This is a genomic window from Rummeliibacillus sp. JY-2-4R, from assembly GCF_053847205.1.
In genome coordinates this window covers 880,241-903,650 of sequence record NZ_CM132623.1, presented here as the reverse complement: position 1 = coordinate 903,650, position 23,410 = coordinate 880,241, and the positions used below count along the sequence as shown (strand labels likewise).

Genomic DNA, 23,410 nt, shown 5'->3' with positions numbered 1-23,410 from the left:
TCTTAGTCTTTTATTCTTTCTGCAATGCGCAGTTTTGCAGATCTTGCACGATTATTTTCTTGCAACTCTTCCTCTGAAGGCAATATCGGTTTTCTAGTCACAAGTTTAATAGGGGGTGATAGTTCTTCTGGAACTACTGGTAAGCCAGGTGGCAATTCTGGTAAAGATGAAGCCTCTTTAAAGATTGTCTTGCATAATCTGTCTTCAAGTGAATGGAATGTAATCACACTCACACGTCCGCCTATTCCAATTAAATCTAAAGCTTGTTGGAGTGATTCCTCTTCCGCACCTAATTCATCATTTACTGCAATACGAATTGCTTGGAAAACTCGTTTAGCTGGATGCCCACCTTTACGTCTTGCTGCTGCTGGAATACCTTCCTTGATCAGTTCAACTAATTCACCAGTAGTGTGAATTGGTTGTGATTTTCTTGCTTCTTCGATTTTACGAGCAATTTGTTTTGAAAACTTCTCTTCCCCGTAACGGAAAAAAATTCTCACTAAGTCGTTGTAGTCCCATTCATTGACAACATGATAAGCAGACAGTTCTGCCGTTGTATCCATTCTCATGTCAAGAGGGGCATCTTGATGATAACTAAATCCTCTTTCAGCATTATCTAGTTGTGGCGACGAAACACCTAAATCGTATAAAATTCCATCCACTTTAGAAATACCTAAATTTGCTAACTCTTCTTTTAGATATCGGAAGTTTGAATGTACAAATGTTAAACGATTTAAATAAGGAGCTAGTCGTTTTTTTGCATTTTCAATAGCTGTCGTGTCTTGGTCAAAACAAATGAGGCGTCCTTCGTCAGATAATTGTCTAACTAGGTACTCACTATGGCCTGCACCACCTAATGTACAGTCCACATATACACCGTCAGGACGAATGTTCAATCCATCAACGGTTTCTTTCAGTAATACGGTCGTATGATTGAACAACTGAAAACCTCCTCTTGTTGTTATATATCAAAGTCAATCATATTCTCTGCAATCTCGTTAAACGAATCCTCAGATTCAGCAAAGTAATCTTGCCAAGATTGCTGCGCCCAAATTTCAATTCTATTAGACACACCGAGAATGACGCATTCTTTTTCTATATGGGCATATGAGAGCAAATTCATGGGAATGTTAACTCGACCTTGCTTATCGATTTCTACCTCGGTAGCACCTGAAAAGAAGAAACGTGTGAATGCACGTGCATCTTTTTTAGTTACAGGCAACTTTTTAAGCTTTTCTTCAAGCTTGCCCCACTCATCAATAGGATATCCAAACAAACATTGATCTAACCCACGAGTGATGACAAAACCTTCTGCAAAATGCTCTCTAAATTTTGCGGGTATAATTAAGCGCCCCTTGGTATCGATGTTGTGTTGATATTCCCCCATGAACATGGTACTCACCCCACTATATGAAAATAGAGTACCACATTCCCCCACTTTCCACCACTAATTCATAGATAAATCATTGACAAACTTTAAAAATGTGAAAATTGTCCTTGAAATCTTGTTTTAGTCAACATTTTCACAGTAAAATAGATAATTTGCGTAATTCATGCGCTTTTTGTAAATTTCATTTTTAAGTTAAACATAGCATTTATTACTTTTCTCATAGAAAAAGGTTATCTCTATGAGATAACCTTTTTCATCGTGATATTTTTTTGTGGTTTGCACTAGCGAAATTTGTGCAAACCATACTCTTTTACTAGTACTATTGTTATAAATAGATGACATTATGCTTTCCATTTATAGAAAACGGTAAGGCCATCATATCTCCCACTAGTTCTACACCATATTCGTTCATAAACTGGAATGGATTGAAAATTCTTTCTTGTAAAGTACCTTCAGGCAGAATACAATCTTCAATTGTTCTGTATTTTCGTAATTCCACATCATGTTTTAAAAGTACTTCTTGCTCTATTTTACGCAAGATGAAGTCTAGTTGCGTGCGATGAATTGATAAGTTTTTCTCCACAATTTTTTCTAAATGGACTTGAGATTTAGATAAATGTTCTTGTAATTTGTCATATTGGGTTTGCAATAATTGTTTTGTTTTTTCAATATAATCTCTTGCATCTGCATCATATACATTCTCTTCAAAAGAAGATTTCAATGATGTTGTTTTCCCAGCAATTGCATCTCGTGCTGAAATTTGCAATTCATTTAGAAGAGGTTGTACTTGTCGATCAATAATGGTCATATTCATACGCGGTACAAATACAGGTACTTTCATATTCAATGTTTCAAATGCGTCTTTTAGTGTTGACCAATAGGCAAGTTCACCAGGGCCTCCTACAAATGCAAGTACCGGAAATACCATATCTTGCATTAATGGTCTTGTGACAACATTATTACTAAAAGCGTTTGGGTCTTTCTTCGCCAATTCAAGCATTTCATTTTCTGTAAATTGCACATTTGCCATATGGTTGATAAATTTACCTTCATGACGTTCTAATAAAAATCGTTCACCATCTCTCACATAGAACAGATTGGCCGCATTTTTGGTTGCACCAATAGGAGTACCATATCCTAATTCAGTGAGATCCGCTTCTCGAATAGTTACTACATTTGCAATAGTCTCTGAATGTTGAATTAACTTTTCAAAATAAGGTGATTCATATTCCCTTAATTTTGGATGTGCTGCATCAATGAATAATAATCCTTCTTCTTTAAACAGCCAATTCATAAGTTGCACAAAGAAGTCTGTATAAGTTGTACTTTTTCGTAATATGGTATCAATATTTTCAAGAAGACTTTCAGTATAAGCAGTCTCACCATATTGTTTAAACGTTTCATTAATCAAACTTCGGGTTGTTTCTACATCTAATTTTGTTGTAGACGCCATTGTTTTCTTTTTAGAACGTTCACCATATATATGTTTTTCTAAACGACCATTTACCGCTGTAAAAGTATGATTAATTTCATCAATATCATGGTCTTCCCCAGCAATCCAGAATACTGGAACAACAGGTATACCTAGATTTTCACGTTGTTGTTTAGCAAGCAATATAACTGTAATTGCTTTATGAACAGAGTACAGAGGACCTGTTAGCAAACCTGATTGTTGCCCTCCAACAATGACAACTGCATTATTTTCTAACTCTTTTAAATGTGTTTTTGCCTTTTCAGAGATTTCTAATGGTGACATAAAATCTCGTATAATCGCCACCAACTGTTCTCGACGAATTGGATGATTTTCTAAATCTTTTAATCGTTGCGAAAAAGAGTTTGTATTATTCGGATAGTGAAAAAATGATAAAATTGACGATTTTTCATGGTTATAATCGTCAAGCAAAGGATTCGTTACAGGAATCTCAATTTGTTCCAATTTCATAATATTGTAAACTCCTCTATAATAGTTAACTATATTGAAGTATAGCATTTACTTTTCATTATAAAAAAAAATAAGCTCATAAGTTTTCAAGAAAACAATTTTCTAAAAACACTTTCCATTGTACAACTTCTTTTTTCCTTCTTACTGTCCATTGAAATAGGCAATCAGCAAAGTTATTTTTTGAATTACTCCTACAAGCAATATTGCAAGATATGTAAATAATAGGGTTAAAAATAAAAAACGCCATATCTTCTGGAATAATGGGACTAACTCCATTTCTTTTTTTGAACTATATTCAAAAACGGTAAATACAATAGCTATTATTGTGGCTATTATTAGCACCATATATCCTATATCGTAACCCCAAAAAAACTTAATTGTTGCTGGAATTGAAAAAAATAAAATTACGGTAGTAATGTCCGCTGCTCTACCAAAAGAGTTAATAGATTTTTTTGCGAATTTCTTTAACGTTACATATAAAATTCCTAATATAAGAAATGGACATAACTCAATAATCTCAAGGATTATTGATAGGATTGCCATCAATTTTTCCACCACCTTCTTGAATCGCCTGTAATAATGAATAACAAGTTGATAGCATTGATACGGAATATCCTCTACTTTGCGCTAGTTCAATGATGCCACCTATAATCGTATCAATTTCCATCATTCTTCCATTCATGTAATCAGCAAGCATAGATGATGTATTTTGTGAAGTATTTTTACAAACATTTAATACATCCTCAAATGATAGTTGTGATTGCTGTTCAGGAAAGGCAGTCATTACTTCTAGATATAATTGCCTTAGAATTTTTGCGCTAGCTTGACCTTCAATGAGCGCTCCATTTTTCACTCTTAGTATAGTAGTAAGTGTATTAACAAAGCAATTTAAGAGTGCTTTGCGTAATAACATTTTACTGTAATCATCCACTAAAGCAATAGGAAACTCTTTTGATGCAACCATTCTATATTTTTCAATATTAGAATTTTGACCTCTTAGGTAGGCAATGTTAAGTGCGCCAATTCCTCGATGGATTACAGTACATTCATCTAGTTTTTCTGCACCAAACTCCACTGATCCCATTAATATTGTCTGTTGTTTAAGACTCTTTGCAAAATCTATATGTAAGATTCCATTTTGAATAAATAATAATTCCGTTTCTTGTGGTAAATCATTAAATAACGTTGTTAATCCATTTAGATGATGATATTTGACTGCGATAATCCATAATGCATGTTGATTTAGATTCTTTGGGTTTGTACTTACAAAAAATGGTTGAACTCTCTTTTCTCCATAATAATTTGTAAATGAAACACCATGCTTTTCAATAGCTGTTTTTTGTTTTTCAGAATGGACAAGTAATTCGACTGTATTTCCAAGGTGAGTTAAGCAATTAGCCATTACAAGTCCAACAGCACCCCCACCAACGATTACGAAATGCATTTTCACACCTCAATTTCTTTACTAAAAAAGACCCGCCAGACATAAGCGGATCTTTTGGCTAACAATATTATACTGGATATACTGGATGTTTACGATAAGGTGTTGATATTTGCTTTGTCTCTAAATGATTTAATCGTTGGATAATCGCTTCTCGAAGATTTTCTGGTGCAACGATATCATCAATAATGAGTTCAGATGCTAATTTGAAAATATCAATTTCTTGTTGATATTCTTGTTGTTTTTGTTGTATGAAACTTCTTCTTTCTTTTGGGTCTTCAATTGATTCAATTTTATTTGCATAAACAGCATTTACCGCAGCTTCAGGACCCATTACTGCAATCTGGGCAGTTGGTAACGCAATACATACATCGGGCTCAAATGCAGGTCCACACATCGCATATAAACCGGCACCGTACGCTTTTCGAATTATAATTGATATCTTTGGGACTGTGGCACTGCTCATAGCTGAAATCATTTTAGCACCGTGACGGATAATACCAGCTCTTTCAACTTTGGTACCAATCATAAATCCTGGTACATCGGCTAAAAAGAGTAGCGGGATGGAATACGCATCACAAAGAGTGATAAACTTGGCCGCCTTATCAGCAGAATCTATGAACAACACCCCACCCTTTACTTTTGGCTGATTTGCTACTATTCCAACTACTTTTCCATTAATACGTGCAAATCCCGTAATCAGTTCTTTTGCAAATAATTTTTTGATTTCAAAAAAACTACCATCATCGATTAATTGACCTATCGCTTCATACATATCAAAGGGTACATTTTGATTTTGTGGGATAATATCAATTAAACCTCTTCCTTCTATAGGTTGAACTGATACTCCATTTTCTGGTTGAGCAAAACAATTTTCTGGAAAGTAAGTTAAGTATCTTCTAGCTTCTCTTATAGCCTCTTCCTCTGTTTTTACTAAAACGTCTCCACATCCACTAATTGTACAATGCATGGTTGCTCCGCCCATCTCTTCGAGTGAGACTTTTTCTCCAATAACCTTTTCAGCCATCCGTGGAGATCCTAAATACATAGAAGCATTCCCTTCTACCATGATGACAATATCGCAAAATGCAGGAATATAAGCTCCTCCTGCAGCAGAAGGGCCAAATAATATACAAATTTGCGGTATAAGTCCGGATAAATGAACTTGATTGTGGAAAATACGTCCAGCTCCCCTTCTTCCCGGGAACATAGCAAGTTGATCTGTAATTCTCGCTCCTGCAGAGTCTACTAAATAAAGCATGGGCACCAGACTTTTTTCTGCCGTTTCTTGAATGCGAATAATTTTTTCAACGGTATGTGCTCCCCATGATCCTGCCTTAACTGTTGAATCATTTGCCATTACACACACAGTTTGCCCATTCACTTTACCAATAGCAGTAACGACACCATCTGCTGGTAAACCCTTTGCCTCGTTGTTTGCAAATCGACCATCTTCTTCATACTTTCCATTATCAAATAATAGTTCCAAACGGTCTCGAACAAAAAGCTTATTTGATTTTACCAGTTGTTCATGATACTTTTGATCACCACCTGCAAAGATTGTCTCAAGAGCAGTTGCTAAACGGCTATAATTTGATGAACCATTTGACATTCATACACCTCCCCTACTTTTAGAAATTTAAGTTAATATAACTAATACATCATCCTCGTTGACAAAGTCACCTTCTTGAATCCGAATCTCGCTAACCTTACCTGCAACAGTTGCTTCTATAGGAATCTCCATCTTCATCGATTCTAATATGACTACTGTTTGACCTACAGTCACTTCATCTCCAACATGAACATCAATATGAAATACCATGCCTGCCATTGTTGCCAATACTTCTGTCATCTATTATTCCCCCATCCTCAATCTTTATAGACTCTTTACTTACTATTCTATAAACTTCTTAAGTAGAAAATTCGAATATTAAAGAAGAAATAATATATTTAATGTATTCTATACACGCGCAAGCTCCTCTTATTCTCTTTTAGTTCCTCAGTCGAAAGCTGATACCACACTTTCTATTTGGAACTGAAAGTAGCTGTCGGAGGCCCACAGGATATGGGGCAGATAGCTGTTGCGGTCGCGTTACGCTTTATATTAAAAAAGGAAACATCTATTCAGATGTTTCCTTTTTTAATAATTGTGTACCTGTTTCTAGCCAATGGATTAGCTCCGAATAATTATGTTGAAGTTGATCATATTCATCTTTCAGCTCAAAATAAGCTTCTGATAATTGATCAAAACTAGTTAGTGCTTGTTTTAAATGCGTCCTCATCATTTGCTTAGGTTGTGATTTTGCATTTTCTAGTTCTTTTTCATGAATTTTGCGTAGTGTTTTATTCCATCTAAACCCACAAGCTTGTTTCGTTCTACCTAAAGCGTCTGCCGCCTCTTGGAAGCCTGCTAATTGTGAGCGTCCTTCACTAACTGCTTGAAGCACAATTTGTGCTAATCGGTCATCGTCTTGTTGAAGCCACTGGTCTTTTCGCTTTTTCAATTCCACACATATCACCTCGCATTTTTTATTACTATATGCGAGTTTTTTAAGTTTAGAAGTTATTTTGTTTTTGATAGAAACTGTTTTACAGCATTATGATGCTCTTCACTTTCCCATAACTTAGCACATGTTTTTATTTCATCCATTACACGTTCATATAAATGGCATTCACGCCACTTACGTAACTTTATTTCCTTATAAGCTTTATGGACATTCGGATAGATTTTTTTCATATCTGATATAAATTCTGTTAACGCTTGTTCTTTATCATTTTCAAAAACTCGTATCGCAAAGCCAATTTCATAAAGTAATGATGCAGGATATGTTTTGGCGTCTACTAACATTTTCAAGATAACATCATGTCGCATTCCACTTTCAAATAAGTATGTTCCTCCACCCCATCCAGAAGTAATACCTAACGTTCCTTGTATAAAGCCACATTTAGCATCTTTTTTTACTAATCGAAAATCACATGCAGTTGCGATTTCACATCCCCCACCAACTGCAGTACCATTTACAAGTGCAATAGTAGGAACTGGTAATGTTGCGATTTCATATAGTATTTCCCCCATCTTACTTAACATGCCAAAAGCTTGTTCTTCTGTATAGAGATCGTGAAACTCAGCTAAATCTCCACCCGAACAAAATGCTCTCTCACCTTCGCCAGTTATTACTAAAAACTGCACTGAATCGTGATTATGTACATATGCAATAACTTCTTTAAAACCTTCCATCACAGCATCATTAATTGCATTGCGTTTTTCTGGACGATTAATAGTAAACGTTAAAACCCCATCTTGTTCCGAAAAATAATAATCCATAGTTTTCATCCCCCTTGTGAAATAATAGAAATTATTATTCATTTTATCATATAAAGAATTTTCAAAATAGAAATTACACCAAATAAAAAAAGACCACTAAAGAGCCATGGTCTCTCTAGTAGTCTTTTTCAGAACAAATACTGAATTATTTGCTCACAACTTCTTTACCTTTGTATTGTCCACATGCTTTACATACATGGTGAGCCAATTTAAGTTCACCACAGCTTGGGCAAGCAACCATACCTGGTACAGCTAGTTTAAAATGTGTGCGACGTTGACGTTTCGCAGTTTTAGAAGTTCTTCTAAATGGTACAGCCATTGATGGCACCTCCTTACAGATCGGTTATTCGTCTGTTTGATCAAAATACTTAGCTAAAGCAGCCAGTCTTGGATCCGTTTTTTGTGCGTCTTTTTCTTTTTGACTTAAAAATTCATCTTCCGTCAAATATGACCAATCGCCATTATTTTTGGGAGCTGGATTTTCAGCACCTTCTTTGAACACTTGTATTGGAATTTCTAATAAAATTAGTTCTTCTAATACAGGGTCAACATCGATTACTTCCCCTTGCACAGGATGAACATTATCATAATCATCTGCATTAATTGATTCAGACCAGCTAAACACTTCATCTGATTCAATATCGTAAGGAAATTCAACATCTTCCCATGTTCGTGAACAAGGAAGTACAAGTGTGCCTGTCAAATGGAAATGACAGTTAATTCGGCCTGCACCAAACGTGCAGAAACCTTCTACATGAACGGGTGTACTACGGCGTATATCCGTATTACGACGCTTAAGTCCGTCCAATTGAACAATTTCGTCAATTGGCATCCCGTTTTGGCGATATTTAGATAATTGTGGGATTGCCCATTTCATACGTTTATCACCTCAAGACAACAAAGTTGATTATATAATGCTAATTTATAGATGTCAAGTTATTTTCTTGTCACTAGGCAAAAGTACTCGTATAATCATAATACTAAGTATAAACGGGGTGAAGAATTGATTGCAACTGGTGTAATTGTCGAATACAATCCATTTCATAACGGACATCTCTATCATATCAAACAATCACGAGAACATACAGATGCAGATGTAATGATTGCAGTAATGAGTGGCCATTTTTTGCAAAGGGGTGAGCCAGCATTTGTTGATAAGTGGACTAGAACAAAAATGGCACTAGAAAGTGGCGCAGATTTGGTGATTGAATTACCTTATGTCTTTGCAACGGCTCAGGCAAGTGAATTTGCCAAAGGTGGCGTCTTACTACTAGAAGCATTACAATGTGATTATTTTTCTTTTGGTAGTGAACAAGGAGACATTATGCCTTTTTTGGACACTTACAGCCTTTTAACAACTCGACGTGCTGAATTTCAGCAAAGTATAAAGGAACATGTTAAAAGTGGATTAAGCTATCCGCAAAGCTTAAATATTGCCTATCAACAGCTTATCCCAAATAGCGATGTTACATACGCTGATTTAACAAAACCTAATAATATACTAGGCTACCATTACGTGGAAAATTCTATGAAATATCACACAAAAGTTAAGCCAGTTACTATTAAACGGATACAAGCTGGTTACCACGATGCAATTTCTGAAGGTACAACTATTGCAAGTGCTACAGGAATTCGCCAAGCCATTTTAGATCAAGATTCCATAAATAGTGTCACTACTTTTTTACCGGAAGCGTCATTTAATGAGCTAACAAAATGGTATAATGAATATCATCATTTTGCTTCTTGGGAACTTTTTTGGCCGTTATTAAAATTTTCTATACTTCGACTAAAACCTGAGCAAATTGCCTCTTACGCAGAAGTTACTGAAGGGATTGAATTCTTGATTTTAGAAGCCGCGAAGGATTGCAACGACTTTAGTAGTTTTATGCAAAAAGTAAAGTCTAAACGTTATACATGGACAAGAATACAACGGATGTTAACCCATATTTTCACTAACTTTACTTGGCAACAATTAAGGTCATCGAATCTCCCTAGCTATATTCGCTTACTTGGTATGACCCAAAATGGGCAACGTTATTTATCAGAAAGAAAAAAGAGTTTTACATTGCCCTTAATAAGCCGAGTTGCTAGTTCATCCGACTCGATGTTATTACAAGATATTCATGCAACAGATTTATATATGTATGCTCTTTCGAAAAATAAAATGGGCTTGGATTATAAAATCCCGCCCATTCGATATTAGTTATTATTCTTTTTCTGGAAGTTTTTCTAAATAATTCAAAGCATCATCTACATTTTTCACCGGTACGATTTTCATTTTCGTACCTATTTTTTTTGCTTCTTTTACTGCTTCTTGGTAATTTGTTTGGATTCCAGGGTTTCTTTTCTTGACGATATCCGGTAGTGTATCATTTGGTGCAAAGAATATTTCAACACCTGCATTGTTTGCAGCAATGACTTTTTTATCAATTCCACCAATACGACCAACTTCTCCAGTTTCGAGCATTTCACCTGTACCCGCTATATTATAGCCTTTAGTCAAATCACCTTTTGTTATTTGATCAGTGATTTCCAGCGTGAACATTAATCCTGCTGATGGACCACCGATATCTTCTGCATTAATCTTTACTTTAGGATTTGTTGTTATTGATTTACTATCGATAAATGAAATACCTAGACCAATCTTACCATCTGCACCTGGTATTTTTTTTAGTTCAATATTCTTTTCCATTGTTTTGCCATCACGTTTAATCTTGATTTTTACTTGATCGCCTTTTTTCTTAGTTTCTAAATATTTAACAAGCTCAGTATGTTTATGAATACTACGACCATCTATTCCAATTACTTCATCACCTGTATTCAAAATACCGTCAGCAGCACCTTTTGCAACGATATAATACACATATACACCATTAAAATGAATTCTATAGTCAAGATTAGCCTTTTTATAAGCAACATATTTTGCATTGAATTGAGAATCAGACATAAGTTTAAACTGACGAGTATTATAATCTCGATCACTTTCATTGGGATTACGCACTTGAATATCTTTTAAAATTTCCTTTTCATCACTAAAATGAGCTAAAGCAAAAGTAAATGGTGTAGCTACAGACATTGCCACAGTCATCATATTGAGTTTACCTTTGCCAGGTGCATCAGCATTCTCTACTTTTACATAATTATCTAAATCATATGCACCGCCTGGCTGCATAATATAATAATGCATCGGATATACAAAACCGATTATTATAAGCACTGTTAATATTAATAGTGCTAAAAACTTTTTTATTTTCATTAAATTGCACCTCCAAAATTACAACCATCTCTAGCAAATGATATGACGCCAAGGTAAAAAATTTGTTCGATAATTTATAAAACTTTAAGAATGGATGATGTTATCGTATTACATTACAGCAATATCCTTTTATGCTGGCTTTTTATTCTATTATTATTATTACAACCTGGACTAGCCCATGAAGGCGCGGATACAGGTATGGCACTTTTTATAGACCATCTATTTCCATACTTACTTCCGTATTTAATCCTTACTCAGTGGCTTTTGAGATTAACAAATGTCACAAGTATACCACAGCACTCAAAATGGCGATTTTATTTACAAGTTTATTTTCTTTGTGCACTTGGTGGTTTTCCAACAGGTGCTGCAACTATTAGTTTTTTGTATAAGCAAAATCAAATTACCAAAAAAGAAGCACCGCTATTATTAGCTATATGTCATGCACCAAGTCCTTTGTTTGTAGTTGGCTTTGTTGGTATCGAAATACTAAATAAGCCAATTAGCGGTTGGTATATGCTTGCGCTATTCCATTTTGTTAATATTGTCATGCTCGCCTTTTTTATTCTCAAGTTTCGAAAATTAAATTCTTTACCTGCTGCGTCTCATAAAGAAGAGAGTTCATCAACCTCTCCACTTATAGAGAGTATCAAAAACAGCCTACCTACAGTTTTACTTGTTGCTGCTACTGTGATTTTTTTTACTACAATAAGCTTCGTATTGACAGAGACATTATTACATTTTGTAAAGTTACCAGAAGGATTGATGCTCTCTGTATTTAGTCTTCTTGAGATGACTTCAGGTTTAGCTGAGTCCCATCATTTATTTGCAAGTTCTAAATGGCTAGAGTTAATTGTACTATCCATTTTATCTGTACAAGGTTTGAGTATACACTTGCAAGTGGCTGTACTAGCAAAAGAGGCACAAATTTCGTTAGTACCCTATTTCTTCACAAGAATTGTCCAAGCTGTATTAATCCCGTTATTATATTGGACGATCTTTATGTAAAATAGATATTTATAAAGAGCAATCAGAACAAGAAGGCTATCCTAATAGTGATGGATTTCTCTCACCTAAAAGGATAGCCTACTTTATTCAAATAAAAGATCACTGTAAATTTACGTTTTTATAAGACAGTTTTCCCCTATTTTTGAATTTGGAATTTTTTTTTTAAAGCATTTTCAACGATATCAGGTACTAAGCCATGAATATCTCCGCCATATTGAGATACTTCTTTTACAATACTCGAGCTTAAAAAAGAAAATCTATTTTGTGTCATGATAAAAAATGTTTCAATATGTTCATCTAAATACCGGTTCATCGCAGTAATTTGCATTTCATATTCAAAATCAGATATTGCTCGTAATCCACGGACTACAGCATTGGCATTAATCGACTTTGCATAATCAATTAGTAAGCCTGAAGAAGAGTCCACTTTAACATTAGGCATATTCTGTGTTACTTGTTCAATTAAATCCATTCGTTCATAAACATCAAACAATGGATGTTTGCTTGAATTATTCATAACTGCTACATAAACAACATCGAAAATATCGGCAGCACGTTTAATAATATCTAAATGACCATTTGTAATAGGATCAAAGCTACCGGGTACAACTGCGATTTTATCCATTTTACTCCCCTTCTTCCTCGGCTAGACGATAGAATGAAATAATCGTGCCACCATATCTTTCTTCGCGAACTTTATGAAAGTCTAAGAATGCAACTGGCAATTCAATTTCTGTATCATGCTCACAAACAATGGTACCTTCTTTTGAAATGACATTATTTAATACAATGTCCTCTACCATTTCATAATATTGATGTTTTTTATAGGGTGGATCTAAAAAAATCAAATCAGCTTGAACTTCTTTTTTGATAAGAATCTTCAAAGCACGAGTTGCATCATTTCTATATAATTCGCTACGATCTTCATATCGACATTTCGTAATATTGTCCTTTAAGTTTTGGAAGGCACGTCCATCTTTTTCTATAAAAATGGCTTTATCCATTCCTCTACTTAATGATTCGATACCTAACCCGCCACTTCCTGCAAATAAGTCCAATACAATTCCACCATTAAAATATGGACCAATAATATTGAATAAAGATTCCTTTACTTTATCTGTTGTCGGTCGTGTGGTCATGCCATTTACTGCTTTTAGGGGCATTCCTTTCCGTTCACCCGAAATTACTCTCATTGTTCACCATACCTTTAGTTCATAAAATATTGGCGCATTCTATCTACTTTCCTTGGTTGTATGGATATCAATACGGCTATCAGCCTTTTCGATATTTACAAGGAATAAACGAACTAACCAAGCTTCTTCTATATAATAATCATTTCCATATTTCTCTATTGGTTGAGAAATAATATCATATCGATGGGCATTATATACATAAAAAGGTTCATCCATCGGAAATCTAAAATTCCTAGATTCACTTGTCACATAAAATCCGTGTGGACCAACTTTTGAATGATATCCCATGCTTTTTAAAATAGGTTTAACTGAGTACATTATACGTCCATCTTTAAATATAGCTTGTAGATTTTTCTGATGCAATTCATTTAAATAGATTGGACGTTTATCTTCAAATAATAGCGGAGCTATTTCAGATCCATTATTTGCATTCATCTTAAAGAATGACGTTTTTAAATCGATAGAATCAGACAATAACTCATCTAATTTATCCGTATTGACTTCTTTACCTTGTAAATTTTCTAATCCTTTTTTCCATGTTGCCAATTGATCATGGTTCATGTAATCATTCAGTACATCGATCATTTTCTCAGCCTTTGCATTCCCCATCGTATGCGCCGTTAAATAAGATGCAACAATCGATGGAACCCAAGATGGACTAGTTCCAAATTTATACTTTTGATAAATTTGAGAAAGGATTACTTTTTGCTCAATTGACTTTTCGTTTATTTCAGAAGTAAATAATATCCTGCCTGCAGATTTTTTCTTTTTATCCGTTTCGATAATTGCCACATGTTCGAAGTTCATTAACTCGATATCTTTAAGAGATTTTGCTAAATCATTAGATATACTATTATTACCATAAAGAGTCATTTGATCATTTGTAAAAACTTTTTTCATTTTACTTTTTTGCCAATATAGTGAGGTGATTGGTCCATCACCACTGAACATTGTATATTGAACGAGTGCCAATGATTTACTATCCACTTCAGGTAAGCCAGTAATCCATTGCCCCCCTGAACGAGTCTCGTCAGTAATATGTAGAGTTGAATGTAGGGGAGATCCTTTTTCTAAAGTTAAAAAAACATCCTGCAAGATTTTCCCTGATTGTAAGCCTTTTTTTGATACTGGAATTACATATGAAACTGTTTGTTCCTCCGTGCTCCCACCCTTTAAACCAGTAAGTGTTTTATTTAACCGATTACAGTTATTTTTGTCTGTTGATGAACATTCTTTCTTGATACTAATTGTCGGCCAAATAAATTTCACGCTATTCTTTGGTAAAGAACTTAAGTGATGATGAACAATCAGTTCCCCTTTACGATAAATAATATCAATATCTTGGTTGTAGTGAAATGCCTTGTCTTCTTCAGTCAATTGATCTGAGTAGACATGGTATTGAAAAGTTAACATAATACCATTAATAAACAAAAGGATAGAAAATAAACTGGCTGCAAATTTCATATGCTAATCCTCCAAATCATGATACTATGTGTTAAGAAAGGACGTGTATGATTGATGATTCAACAATTCATTGAACTTGGTGAAGGCTACGGTGATATTTACGAATTATGCGAACTCATGAGAACAAATAAGCATCGTATTAGTCGTACCATTGTATTTACAGCAACTAAAGGTGATAAAAAAGTAGCATCGATTGCTGCCATTTTTAAACCAGTAGGAGACAGTAAATTTACACCAATTTATATCTGTCGTGAAGGAATTCCTTATTCGACTGAAAAGCCCTCAAAACGTTTAGAAATTTTCGAGGAAACTGCAAAAGAATTAGATCAAACTCTAATTACTTTAGAAGTAAAACATTCCTCTGTTTATGTTGAAAAGGACCTGTATTATCAATATTTAATTGGCATATTACGCCTTTATCACTACATCCCATCAATGCACTAAATACTTTTGTAGTGAAATCTCTTATGAATTTTAAGTGTTAATATAATGCTACTTAAATATAGTATCGACATAAATGTAAAAGTTTTAAAGACCTTCTTTGTAATCATACTCTTTTGCTTTATCAGGTTTAGCATTTTCGAATTCAGTTGAAACAAATGGACGGTAAGAAGGCAGGACTTCTCGCACATAAGGGAGACGTGTCAATTTGGCTATAGTATTTTCTATGTCTTCTTGATTACAATATATTACGACATACTTTAGTTTGCGTGAAATATAGTGTACATGGCCATATCTGCGCATTGATTTTGCCTGTTTTAAATGATGTACGTATACGATTAAGCCTTGTCTATCTTTCATTTAGATTCCCTCTTTTCTTACCATCAAGAATACCATAGCATTGAATTTTCACGCAACCGGAGTTTAGCTGACAGAATGAAGGATAATCCGTTATAATAGAACAATAAGTCTGCATTCTAAGGAGGACTAATATGGGTAAGAAAACGAAAGTAGCAATCGCAATTGCTGCGGCTAGTGCTGCGGCTTGGGCAGGGTCAAAGGCTCTTTCTAAACCACAAAAGCGCGAGAATAAAGATGCATTAAATTATGAGCGTCCAGTAGTTTTGGCACACCGTGGCGGATCACTATTAGCACCAGAACATACTATGGCAGCATTTCAAAAAGCTTACGAACTTGGAGTAGATGGTTTTGAGATTGATATTCGACTATCAAAAGATGAAGAAATCGTTGTAATTCACGATGATTATATAGATCGTACATGCGATGGAACTGGACGAGTTGCTGACTTAACAATAGATGAACTAAGAAAATTTAATTTTGGATATAACTTTGTAGATTTAGATGGCTATCTCTCATATCGAGATGAGTTTGAATCAATCATTACTTTGCGCGAACTTTTGACACAATTCCCAAACATGTTTGTAAATATAGATATGAAAGATGCACCAGATACATATGAAGGTGGCCTGATGCCTTCTAAGCTATGGCGGTTAATCGAAGAACTTGATGCCACTAGTCGTGTAGTTGTTACAAGTTTCTACGATGAGCAAATTGACCGTTTCAATCTTTATGCACAAAACAAAGTTGCACTAGGTGCCGGACAAGCAGAAGTTCGGAAAGCTTATACTTCATATACTAGTCAATTTGGACATCTATATCATCCAAAAGTCGATGTTTTCCAAATCCCAGATAAGTATGGCGTGTTAGCTTTAGATACCCAAGGATTCATACAGTTTTTAAGTGATTTAAATATCCCAGTACATTATTGGACTATTAACGATACAATGACCATGAAAAAATTAGTCGATTTGGGTGCTAGAGGGATTGTTACTGATCGCCCAGATTTGGCGATAAAGATTGTAAAATTGTAAATTAAAAAAGCTATATTCAAAAGTATGGGTAAATCCAACTTTTGATATAGCTTTTTTCTTATCTTAGGCTGAACATGAACAGCTACCGCCTGATCCGCAGCCTCCACTACTACAAGATGAATCAGATTGAAAGAATGGGTTGCTTACAGGAACTTTAACAGCTTCAGAAACTGTTTTCCCAATTAGTAGAGCCACTTCATCTAATAAATCTTGGTATTCATTTTCTGCAATTCGAAGTGCAGAAATTTTATTATTAACATCAAGTGCACGTTTTTTTACACGAATGGATTTCATAATAGTTTGATAGTCTGGATGGTATTTTCCAAAACGTTGAACATCCTCATACTGTTCCTTTATTCGCTTAAAGTCATTAATTTCACGAATAAGATCAGCATCTGTATAAACCGCCTGATGTGCCTTTTGAAGGTTTGTATATTGTTCAGAGGAATGGATCATTTTGTTCAACATTTCAACTTCTTCAAGAATCAAAACCCAATCAGAAGTTATCATCATTTTCTTTTCCCCCAATCTACTTCTATCATAACAGATTTATCAAGAAATTGTATGATTAGAGGATTGATTTTTTTCATATATTATATTCTATTTTTATTTGCTTTAAATTGCGCTTTCGTTCTTAGTGAGTGGTGCGATTCTACCTTCACTTTAGCACTGAAAATCTAATTTAATATTAATTGAGGGTTAGGTTTGAAGTGGAATCGTCTATGCTTCCCAAGCATCACTTTAACAATTCCACTTACTTAAAATAATTCAATTAGTAACTTTAATCATCATTTTGCTTGTTCTCTAATACGCTAATTATTTCTTTCACTACTTTTTCGTCTGAAAACGGAATGACTTTACCAGCAATGATTTGGCCTTCTTCATGGCCTTTACCTGCAATTACTAGTATGTCACCTTGTTTACAACTCTTGATTGCATTTTGTATTGCTTTTTTGCGATTAGGCTCCATTCGGTATGGTTTCATGTGAATGCCTTTTACAATAGCGTTTAAAATTGCGCTTGATGACTCACTTCTTGGGTTATCATCAGTTAGCCAAATGTAATCTGCATATTCATCTGCTATTTCTCCCATTTCTATCCTTTTCCCTTGATCGCGATCTCCGCCACACCCAAAAACGACCACTAAATTCTTTGATGCTTGCGACCGCAATGCACTAAGCACAGCTTCTAAAGCACTTGGTGTATGCGCAAAGTCTATAATAATTCGAAAACCTAGTGAATTTGTAATTTCCTGCATTCTTCCTGAAGGTAAAGTAAGCTTATTTGTATGCTTAGCTATTTCTTGTAAAGGAAATCCTAATTCTGTAAGCGTTGTAATAGCTGCAAGTACATTATATTGTAAATACTCTCCTTGAAACGGAATCGCAATATCTATTGGAATATCATTATCTTGAATGAGTAATTGCATTCCGTCTGCTGTATGTTGCTCATGAATAATACTGCAATCCGCTAATAAGCTCTTACCGAAACTTTTTACAACGGGATGTTCATTTTGCAATTGTTTACAGAATGAATCATCAATATTAATAATGATTTGCTCAGAGAATAGACATAATCGCTTTTTTGCTGCGAGATAGTACTTTTCTCCGCCATGTTCTTCATAATGATCTCTACTAACATTTAGATATACACCTATATCAATATTACAATCATCCAGACGATGTTCTGATAAAGCAAGTGATGAAGCTTCCATCACGAGATGGGTTACGCCTTGCCCTACACAATAAGCGCAAATTCTATATAATTCTGTTGCAAGTGGAGTTGTTAAAGGTTCAAGTCTCACGGTTTGTTTCTTTCCATTTATAAATAAACCAACCGTCCCGAGTACTGCTACTTTTGTTTCAAGTGATTGTAATAACTGACCGATAAAATGAGTGACTGTCGTCTTTCCGTTCGTTCCAGTTACTGCAACAATGGTTAGCTTTTCATCATAAGCTCCATATAACTTCTTACTCGCATACGATAAAAAAGTTGAACAATTAGGTACCCAAATTACTGGAAGCTGTAAATTAGCTTTTGCTTCGTATCTACTATGTACGATTGCTGCAGCTCCATTTTTTATAGCAAGTTCTTTATAGTCCCATCCATCAAAATTTTTTCCTTTTCTCGCTACAAATATGTCTCCCGGCATTACGTCACTTGCACGATCAGTTATCCCATGGATTTCAGTTCGTATTGAACCACATTCTAATTCACACGGCCATTCCTTCAATAGCTCTGCCAAGATCAACTATGTTCCTCCTGCACCTTTTAATAAAATATGAATACATTACTATAACCCCTTCACCACTTATATCGTATGAAGAACCTGCAGAATATGTCACGAGGAGATAGGAGTCACAAAATGATTATTCAAAAATTTGGCGGAATTGCTATGCAATCAAAAGCTTCGCGTAAGCATTGCCTGCTCCATATTCAAAGAGCAATAAAGGAACATGGAAAAACAATTGTTGTAGTATCTGCAATGGGCAGATTTGGTGATGCTTATGCAACTGATACTTTATTGAATATAACGGATGCATTAAGTACTTCAACAAAAGCGAAGGATTTAGTAGCTGCATGTGGAGAGCTTATAGCAGCTGCTGTTCTATCTTCAGAGCTAATGCAATCTGGGATAGAAAATCTGTTGTTGTATGGAGATCAATTGGGGATAACTACAACTAATAATTTCGGAGATGCAGAGATTATTGATATTCGGGAAGAAACTATTCTTTCCGCCCTAAATCAATATGATTGTATTGTCGTTCCCGGATTTCAAGGAATTACAAAAGATGGAGAAATCGCAACCCTTGGAAGAGGTGGCAGTGATTTGACTGCCGTGGTTTTAGGTGCAACATTGCCGAGTGTCATAATTGAGTATTACAAAGATGTACCTGGTGTTATGACTGGAGATCCTCAATTAGAAAAAGATACAGAACTTATTAAAGTACTTTCCTATTCAAAATTTCTAACACTCTTGAATAGTGTGCATCCCATCATTCAAAAAAAAGCAGCGGAAATGGCGCAACAACACCATCTCACGCTGCATATTCGAAACGTCTTTTCTTTAGAAACTGGAACATTTGTATATCCGGATGACGTTTAGTCTTTACTAGTTGCATTATTTTGGATAAACACCTGTGTAAAATGTTTACCAAAAGCACCTGTACCCATATAATTAAAATTCTTATTTAATAATGTATTTCGATGCTTTTTAGAATTTAACAGCCCGTTAATTGCTTCTGGCGCGTCCAAATAATCCTCAGTAACATTTTCTCCAGCAGAATCGAATTGTATTGTTGAATTTTTTAATCTATCTTTTAACGCATCACTTGCTTGTTCTTCTTGAGTAAGATTTTTTACAGCAAGTTTTTCGCTATGTGCCATAGCCAATTCATTTAATTGTTCTACTGATGATAATGATGGGTATCCCTTTTGAAGCCGATAAACATTTGTCAGTTCATATAATTGTCTTTGATTTTCCAGGTCTATTTCTTCTTGCTTATATGAAGATGGTATTGATGGTGTAATCAGATCCCCCACATAGGTCATGTCATATGGTTGTTGTTTCACAAGTGTTTCTCCATCAATGAATCGAACTGCTTCAAGTGTTTGGTCGATTGCATCAAAGTAAACTTGTGCATACAAACCATTATACATGACTAAAATTCGAGACTGTAAATCCTCTTCGTTTAAGATAAAAGTGTACACATTTCCTTTAATCTTCACAGTAACTTCGGAATCTGTAATTGTATTGCGATATAATTCATCAATACTTTGGCCAATTTTAAACGGAGATGCATTGGCATCTGCTCCAGTCATATACACTTGTTTAACTCGATCATTTTCTACACCAACAAGTATATAATTATTAGCTGTTTTCTTATATACCCACCATTCGAAATCATATGCTGACGGGCTTTTTCGATTTGGTGTCCCAAGTCTCTCTTGAAGTTTTTTAGTTGATTGACCAACTAGTGTTGATAGCCCATTTGTTGGTCTTTCAACTGCAGAAACGTTAACATTTTGTGCCTCCTTTTGAGGGATTACCATCCCATTTGAATTAGGTGCCTTTAATGGTTCATTTTCTTTAACAGGTTGGTTAATATAGTAAAAAACGACTAAGAGCGCCGCTAAAATAATTAATACACGTAATAAGACTTTCAAATTAATCTCTCTCCAATTATTTTATGAATTCATTATACCAATTACATACTCTGATACACAATGTTGGCATTGCAACCATTGACAATTTGCTCTATTATAAAATGGAAGGTATATTGTACGAAAGTGTCGAAGGAGGATATTATAATGTATTTTGAAAACACTGGACTAGAAAACAAAGTTGCACATATTACATTACTTGATGATCTTATGGGCAAATATGGTTTAATCCGTTCTACAGGTTGGGACTATGAACGAGTAACTTGGGATAAAAAGTTCGATGTCAGTGAAGGTATTTACTATCTAAGAGTATTTGGATACACTCAAGAAGGTGATAATGGTTCAAACGATGCTAACATTACCCTTTTGAAACCAGCTCTTGGCAAACATTACTATCCACATGGCGTTGAATATGGCGAAGATGAACTCTACCCAGCAAATATAGTCAAAACTTGTCAAGAAGTACTAGACTCAATTTCAAAAGAACTAGAAAAATTTTAATTCGAACTAATACTATAATTATTATAACGAAAGTGCCATACAAAGAAATTCTTTCCTTTGTATGGCATTTTTATGTGTTCTTTTCTTAAAAAGCAATGAAAAGTATAAAATCCTATCTCAAGTTTATAGGTGAAAAAATAATAATTCGATCAAAGTCTTTCTACCTTACTCAAGAATACGCTACAACATGTGAACAATATGATTATTATTTAGAAGGATTAATAAAAGCGTCATATGACTCATTTATAAAATAATTTCTAAAAGTACTATTCTTTAGAATGTTTTTTTAAAAACTTCCCATACTAAACTTGTCAGAAATATATGGGTGATTAGGATGGCTTTACAACAAATTATTAAAAAATTCTTTCCATGGCTCGTTTTAGGGATTTCATTACTGTTCTCTATATTCTATGCTCAACCAATTCTTTTAGCATTTTTGACCGCACTCTGTTTTAATCCACTAATTCATAAATATGAAAAACAATGGGATAAGTCTCGCCGTTTTATCGTTATTGTTTTATTTTCCATTTTCAGCATTGTGGTGATTATTCTTTGTTATTTGTTATATGTATTTATACTTCTCAAGTTTAGTGAACTTTCTCTATGGATTCCACAGCTAGTTGATACAATGAATGAAAGATGGATTAATTTTCAATCTAAGCTAATGAATCTTACTCATGATTTACCTCGGCCAATAATTCTCTCCATGCAACAATGGATTGAGCAAATGTTAAGTAGTTTACAAAAAGTTGTAACGACATATTTTCAAGCTGATCGTCTCTTAAGTTTCCTTCAGAGAGTTCCGATGGCTGTTTTTAAACTTTTTATTTATTTTTTAGCACTCTATTACTCCATGCTTGAATTGCCAGGGATTATGAAATCCTTTAATAGATGGTTACGGATTGAAAATAACCCCAATGCAAAGACTTTTGTACAACATTTCAAAAAAAGCACACTTGAATTTTTAAAAGCGCAGTTAATTGTAAGTATTGTGATTTTTTGCGTGACAATCGTTACTTTATTATGGATAACACCTCGATTTGCATTCCCCATGTCTATTCTTGTCTGGTTTGTAGATTTGCTCCCTATGTTAGGCGGAATGATGGTTTTAATACCGTGGGCAATCATTTGTTGGATTAGTGGTCAAACATTTGATGGTACAATTCTTCTAATTTTAGCTGTAATAGTTATTTTATTAAGGCAGATACTTGAAACAAGAGTAACCAGTGAGCACCTCGGTCAACCTCCATTAATTACTCTTATTTGCATGTATGTTGGGTTTCAAATGTTTGGTTTTATTGGCTTTTTGATAGGCCCTTTAGTTGCCATTTTAGTCGTTGTTATCGGTCAACTTCGAAAGAGCTGGGTATATGTAAATAAAAAAGACTAAGTTCTTTATTAAATTAGAAATTAGTCTTTTTTTCTGTTAATGATTGTTCAAAATAGCTTTGATTACAGAGGTTGTTGGACCACCACTGTAGAATACATATAATAATAAATAAACTGCAATACCAGTAATGGCAACAAAAAACCAAATAACACTTGTTATCGGACCAATTTTCCGATGGCCATCTAACTTATTTGTATATCCTGTAATGATTGAAATCAATCCGAAAATTGCTCCAGTAGTTGCCAAGATAATATGAAATACTAAAAATACAGTATAAAATACTTTTAAATTATCCGGTCCACCGAAGGCAGTATTACCAATAAACACAGTTCTTGACACATAGATAATGAAAAATAACAATGCCGAAATACCAGCAGCAGTCATTGTTTTCTTATGCGCTTCAACTTTCCTTTGTTTAATTAGTCCCCAACCTATTGCAATTAGTATTGCACTAAGTAGGATAAATGAGGTACTAATCGTCGGTAAAATAGGTAAACTCATTTTTTA

Annotated in this window: 27 protein-coding genes; 7 read left to right on the top strand and 20 right to left on the bottom strand. The window is 34.5% G+C overall.

Annotated features, from left to right (window positions below):
- Positions 1–2 precede the first annotated feature (2 nt).
- The 11 genes from rsmH to ACWV26_RS04125 all read right to left on the bottom strand — a co-directional run bounded on the left by rsmH (position 3) and on the right by ACWV26_RS04125 (position 8,975).
- Positions 3–941: a 16S rRNA (cytosine(1402)-N(4))-methyltransferase RsmH gene (gene rsmH / locus ACWV26_RS04175; protein WP_455897119.1), complete on the bottom strand. Its 939-nt coding sequence runs from the start codon at positions 939–941 to the stop codon at positions 3–5.
- A gap of 20 nt (positions 942–961) precedes the next feature.
- Entirely contained in the window at positions 962–1,393 is a 432-nt protein-coding gene (gene mraZ / locus ACWV26_RS04170) for a division/cell wall cluster transcriptional repressor MraZ (protein ID WP_455897118.1), read from the bottom strand.
- A 322-nt stretch (positions 1,394–1,715) separates the two neighbouring features.
- Positions 1,716–3,332, bottom strand: a complete 1,617-nt coding sequence (bshC, locus tag ACWV26_RS04165; protein ID WP_455897117.1) for a bacillithiol biosynthesis cysteine-adding enzyme BshC — start codon at positions 3,330–3,332, stop codon at positions 1,716–1,718.
- Between the two features lie 141 nt (positions 3,333–3,473).
- Positions 3,474–3,875 carry a DUF3397 family protein gene (locus ACWV26_RS04160; RefSeq protein ID WP_455897116.1) on the bottom strand — a complete coding sequence of 134 codons (402 nt, stop codon included), beginning with the start codon at positions 3,873–3,875 and terminating at the stop codon, positions 3,474–3,476.
- A complete protein-coding gene (locus tag ACWV26_RS04155) occupies positions 3,850–4,776 on the bottom strand; it encodes a ketopantoate reductase family protein (RefSeq protein ID WP_455897115.1) in 927 nt (308 codons plus the stop codon). Before ACWV26_RS04155 ends, ACWV26_RS04160 begins: the two co-directional genes overlap by 26 nt.
- 67 nt (positions 4,777–4,843) lie before the next feature.
- Positions 4,844–6,385 (bottom strand): acyl-CoA carboxylase subunit beta, encoded by a 1,542-nt coding sequence (locus ACWV26_RS04150; RefSeq protein ID WP_455897114.1) that lies wholly within the window; start codon positions 6,383–6,385, stop codon positions 4,844–4,846.
- A 27-nt stretch (positions 6,386–6,412) separates the two neighbouring features.
- Positions 6,413–6,625 (bottom strand): acetyl-CoA carboxylase biotin carboxyl carrier protein subunit, encoded by a 213-nt coding sequence (locus ACWV26_RS04145; protein ID WP_455897113.1) that lies wholly within the window; start codon positions 6,623–6,625, stop codon positions 6,413–6,415.
- A 268-nt stretch (positions 6,626–6,893) separates the two neighbouring features.
- Positions 6,894–7,283: a transcriptional regulator gene (locus tag ACWV26_RS04140; protein WP_455897112.1), complete on the bottom strand. Its 390-nt coding sequence runs from the start codon at positions 7,281–7,283 to the stop codon at positions 6,894–6,896.
- A 53-nt stretch (positions 7,284–7,336) separates the two neighbouring features.
- On the bottom strand, positions 7,337–8,098 hold the full coding sequence (locus ACWV26_RS04135) for an enoyl-CoA hydratase/isomerase family protein (protein ID WP_455897111.1): 762 nt from the start codon (positions 8,096–8,098) through the stop codon (positions 7,337–7,339).
- Between the two features lie 145 nt (positions 8,099–8,243).
- Complete coding sequence (gene rpmF, locus ACWV26_RS04130; protein WP_455897110.1) at positions 8,244–8,417, bottom strand: 50S ribosomal protein L32; 174 nt, start codon at positions 8,415–8,417, stop codon at positions 8,244–8,246.
- A gap of 24 nt (positions 8,418–8,441) precedes the next feature.
- Positions 8,442–8,975 carry a YceD family protein gene (locus ACWV26_RS04125; protein ID WP_455897109.1) on the bottom strand — a complete coding sequence of 178 codons (534 nt, stop codon included), beginning with the start codon at positions 8,973–8,975 and terminating at the stop codon, positions 8,442–8,444.
- Positions 8,976–9,101: 126 nt separating this feature from the next.
- Between ACWV26_RS04125 and ACWV26_RS04120 the strand changes: the two genes are divergently transcribed.
- Positions 9,102–10,301, top strand: coding sequence for a nucleotidyltransferase (locus tag ACWV26_RS04120; protein WP_455897108.1), 1,200 nt, complete (start codon positions 9,102–9,104; stop codon positions 10,299–10,301).
- Between the two features lie 3 nt (positions 10,302–10,304).
- Here the strand turns inward: ACWV26_RS04120 and ACWV26_RS04115 are convergent, their stop codons facing one another.
- Positions 10,305–11,354: a SepM family pheromone-processing serine protease gene (locus ACWV26_RS04115; protein ID WP_455897107.1), complete on the bottom strand. Its 1,050-nt coding sequence runs from the start codon at positions 11,352–11,354 to the stop codon at positions 10,305–10,307.
- A 90-nt stretch (positions 11,355–11,444) separates the two neighbouring features.
- On the opposite strand from ACWV26_RS04115, the gene ACWV26_RS04110 reads away from it, so the two are divergent.
- Entirely contained in the window at positions 11,445–12,359 is a 915-nt protein-coding gene (locus ACWV26_RS04110; protein WP_455897106.1) for a hypothetical protein, read from the top strand.
- 136 nt (positions 12,360–12,495) lie between these two features.
- On the opposite strand, the gene coaD is transcribed toward ACWV26_RS04110, so the two are convergent.
- From coaD to ACWV26_RS04095, 3 genes are read right to left on the bottom strand one after another with little or no spacing between them, the layout of a single operon-like run.
- Positions 12,496–12,984: a pantetheine-phosphate adenylyltransferase gene (coaD, locus tag ACWV26_RS04105; protein WP_455897105.1), complete on the bottom strand. Its 489-nt coding sequence runs from the start codon at positions 12,982–12,984 to the stop codon at positions 12,496–12,498.
- Between the two features lies 1 nt (position 12,985).
- Complete coding sequence (gene rsmD / locus ACWV26_RS04100; RefSeq protein WP_455897104.1) at positions 12,986–13,552, bottom strand: 16S rRNA (guanine(966)-N(2))-methyltransferase RsmD; 567 nt, start codon at positions 13,550–13,552, stop codon at positions 12,986–12,988.
- Between the two features lie 39 nt (positions 13,553–13,591).
- The gene (locus ACWV26_RS04095; protein WP_455897103.1) at positions 13,592–15,016 is read right to left on the bottom strand and encodes a hypothetical protein; all 1,425 of its coding nucleotides are present in this window, start codon (positions 15,014–15,016) and stop codon (positions 13,592–13,594) included.
- A gap of 54 nt (positions 15,017–15,070) precedes the next feature.
- Between ACWV26_RS04095 and ACWV26_RS04090 the strand changes: the two genes are divergently transcribed.
- Positions 15,071–15,460 (top strand): DUF7147 family protein, encoded by a 390-nt coding sequence (locus tag ACWV26_RS04090; RefSeq protein WP_455898171.1) that lies wholly within the window; start codon positions 15,071–15,073, stop codon positions 15,458–15,460.
- Positions 15,461–15,544: 84 nt separating this feature from the next.
- On the opposite strand, the gene ACWV26_RS04085 is transcribed toward ACWV26_RS04090, so the two are convergent.
- Complete coding sequence (locus tag ACWV26_RS04085) at positions 15,545–15,817, bottom strand: YlbG family protein (protein ID WP_455897102.1); 273 nt, start codon at positions 15,815–15,817, stop codon at positions 15,545–15,547.
- A 131-nt stretch (positions 15,818–15,948) separates the two neighbouring features.
- Between ACWV26_RS04085 and ACWV26_RS04080 the strand changes: the two genes are divergently transcribed.
- The gene (locus tag ACWV26_RS04080; protein ID WP_455897101.1) at positions 15,949–16,848 is read left to right on the top strand and encodes a glycerophosphodiester phosphodiesterase; all 900 of its coding nucleotides are present in this window, start codon (positions 15,949–15,951) and stop codon (positions 16,846–16,848) included.
- A gap of 63 nt (positions 16,849–16,911) precedes the next feature.
- On the opposite strand, the gene ACWV26_RS04075 is transcribed toward ACWV26_RS04080, so the two are convergent.
- Positions 16,912–17,361, bottom strand: a complete 450-nt coding sequence (locus ACWV26_RS04075; RefSeq protein WP_455897100.1) for a YlbF family regulator — start codon at positions 17,359–17,361, stop codon at positions 16,912–16,914.
- Positions 17,362–17,629: 268 nt separating this feature from the next.
- Complete coding sequence (locus ACWV26_RS04070) at positions 17,630–19,099, bottom strand: UDP-N-acetylmuramoyl-L-alanyl-D-glutamate--2,6-diaminopimelate ligase (protein WP_455897099.1); 1,470 nt, start codon at positions 19,097–19,099, stop codon at positions 17,630–17,632.
- 114 nt (positions 19,100–19,213) lie between these two features.
- On the opposite strand from ACWV26_RS04070, the gene ACWV26_RS04065 reads away from it, so the two are divergent.
- Positions 19,214–19,954 carry an amino acid kinase family protein gene (locus ACWV26_RS04065; RefSeq protein ID WP_455897098.1) on the top strand — a complete coding sequence of 247 codons (741 nt, stop codon included), beginning with the start codon at positions 19,214–19,216 and terminating at the stop codon, positions 19,952–19,954.
- Here ACWV26_RS04065 and ACWV26_RS04060 read toward each other — a convergent pair.
- Positions 19,951–21,015 (bottom strand): CAP domain-containing protein, encoded by a 1,065-nt coding sequence (locus ACWV26_RS04060; protein ID WP_455897097.1) that lies wholly within the window; start codon positions 21,013–21,015, stop codon positions 19,951–19,953. The two genes, ACWV26_RS04065 and ACWV26_RS04060, sit on opposite strands and share 4 nt — an antisense overlap.
- A 144-nt stretch (positions 21,016–21,159) precedes the next feature.
- Here ACWV26_RS04060 and ACWV26_RS04055 point away from each other — a divergent pair, with 144 nt between their 5' ends.
- Together ACWV26_RS04055 and ytvI are read left to right on the top strand one after the other, a co-directional pair.
- Complete coding sequence (locus ACWV26_RS04055; RefSeq protein WP_455897096.1) at positions 21,160–21,513, top strand: YugN family protein; 354 nt, start codon at positions 21,160–21,162, stop codon at positions 21,511–21,513.
- 334 nt (positions 21,514–21,847) lie between these two features.
- Positions 21,848–22,903: a sporulation integral membrane protein YtvI gene (gene ytvI, locus ACWV26_RS04050; protein WP_455897095.1), complete on the top strand. Its 1,056-nt coding sequence runs from the start codon at positions 21,848–21,850 to the stop codon at positions 22,901–22,903.
- A gap of 36 nt (positions 22,904–22,939) precedes the next feature.
- On the opposite strand, the gene ACWV26_RS04045 is transcribed toward ytvI, so the two are convergent.
- Entirely contained in the window at positions 22,940–23,404 is a 465-nt protein-coding gene (locus ACWV26_RS04045) for a DUF420 domain-containing protein (protein WP_455897094.1), read from the bottom strand.
- Positions 23,405–23,410: the final 6 nt, after the last annotated feature.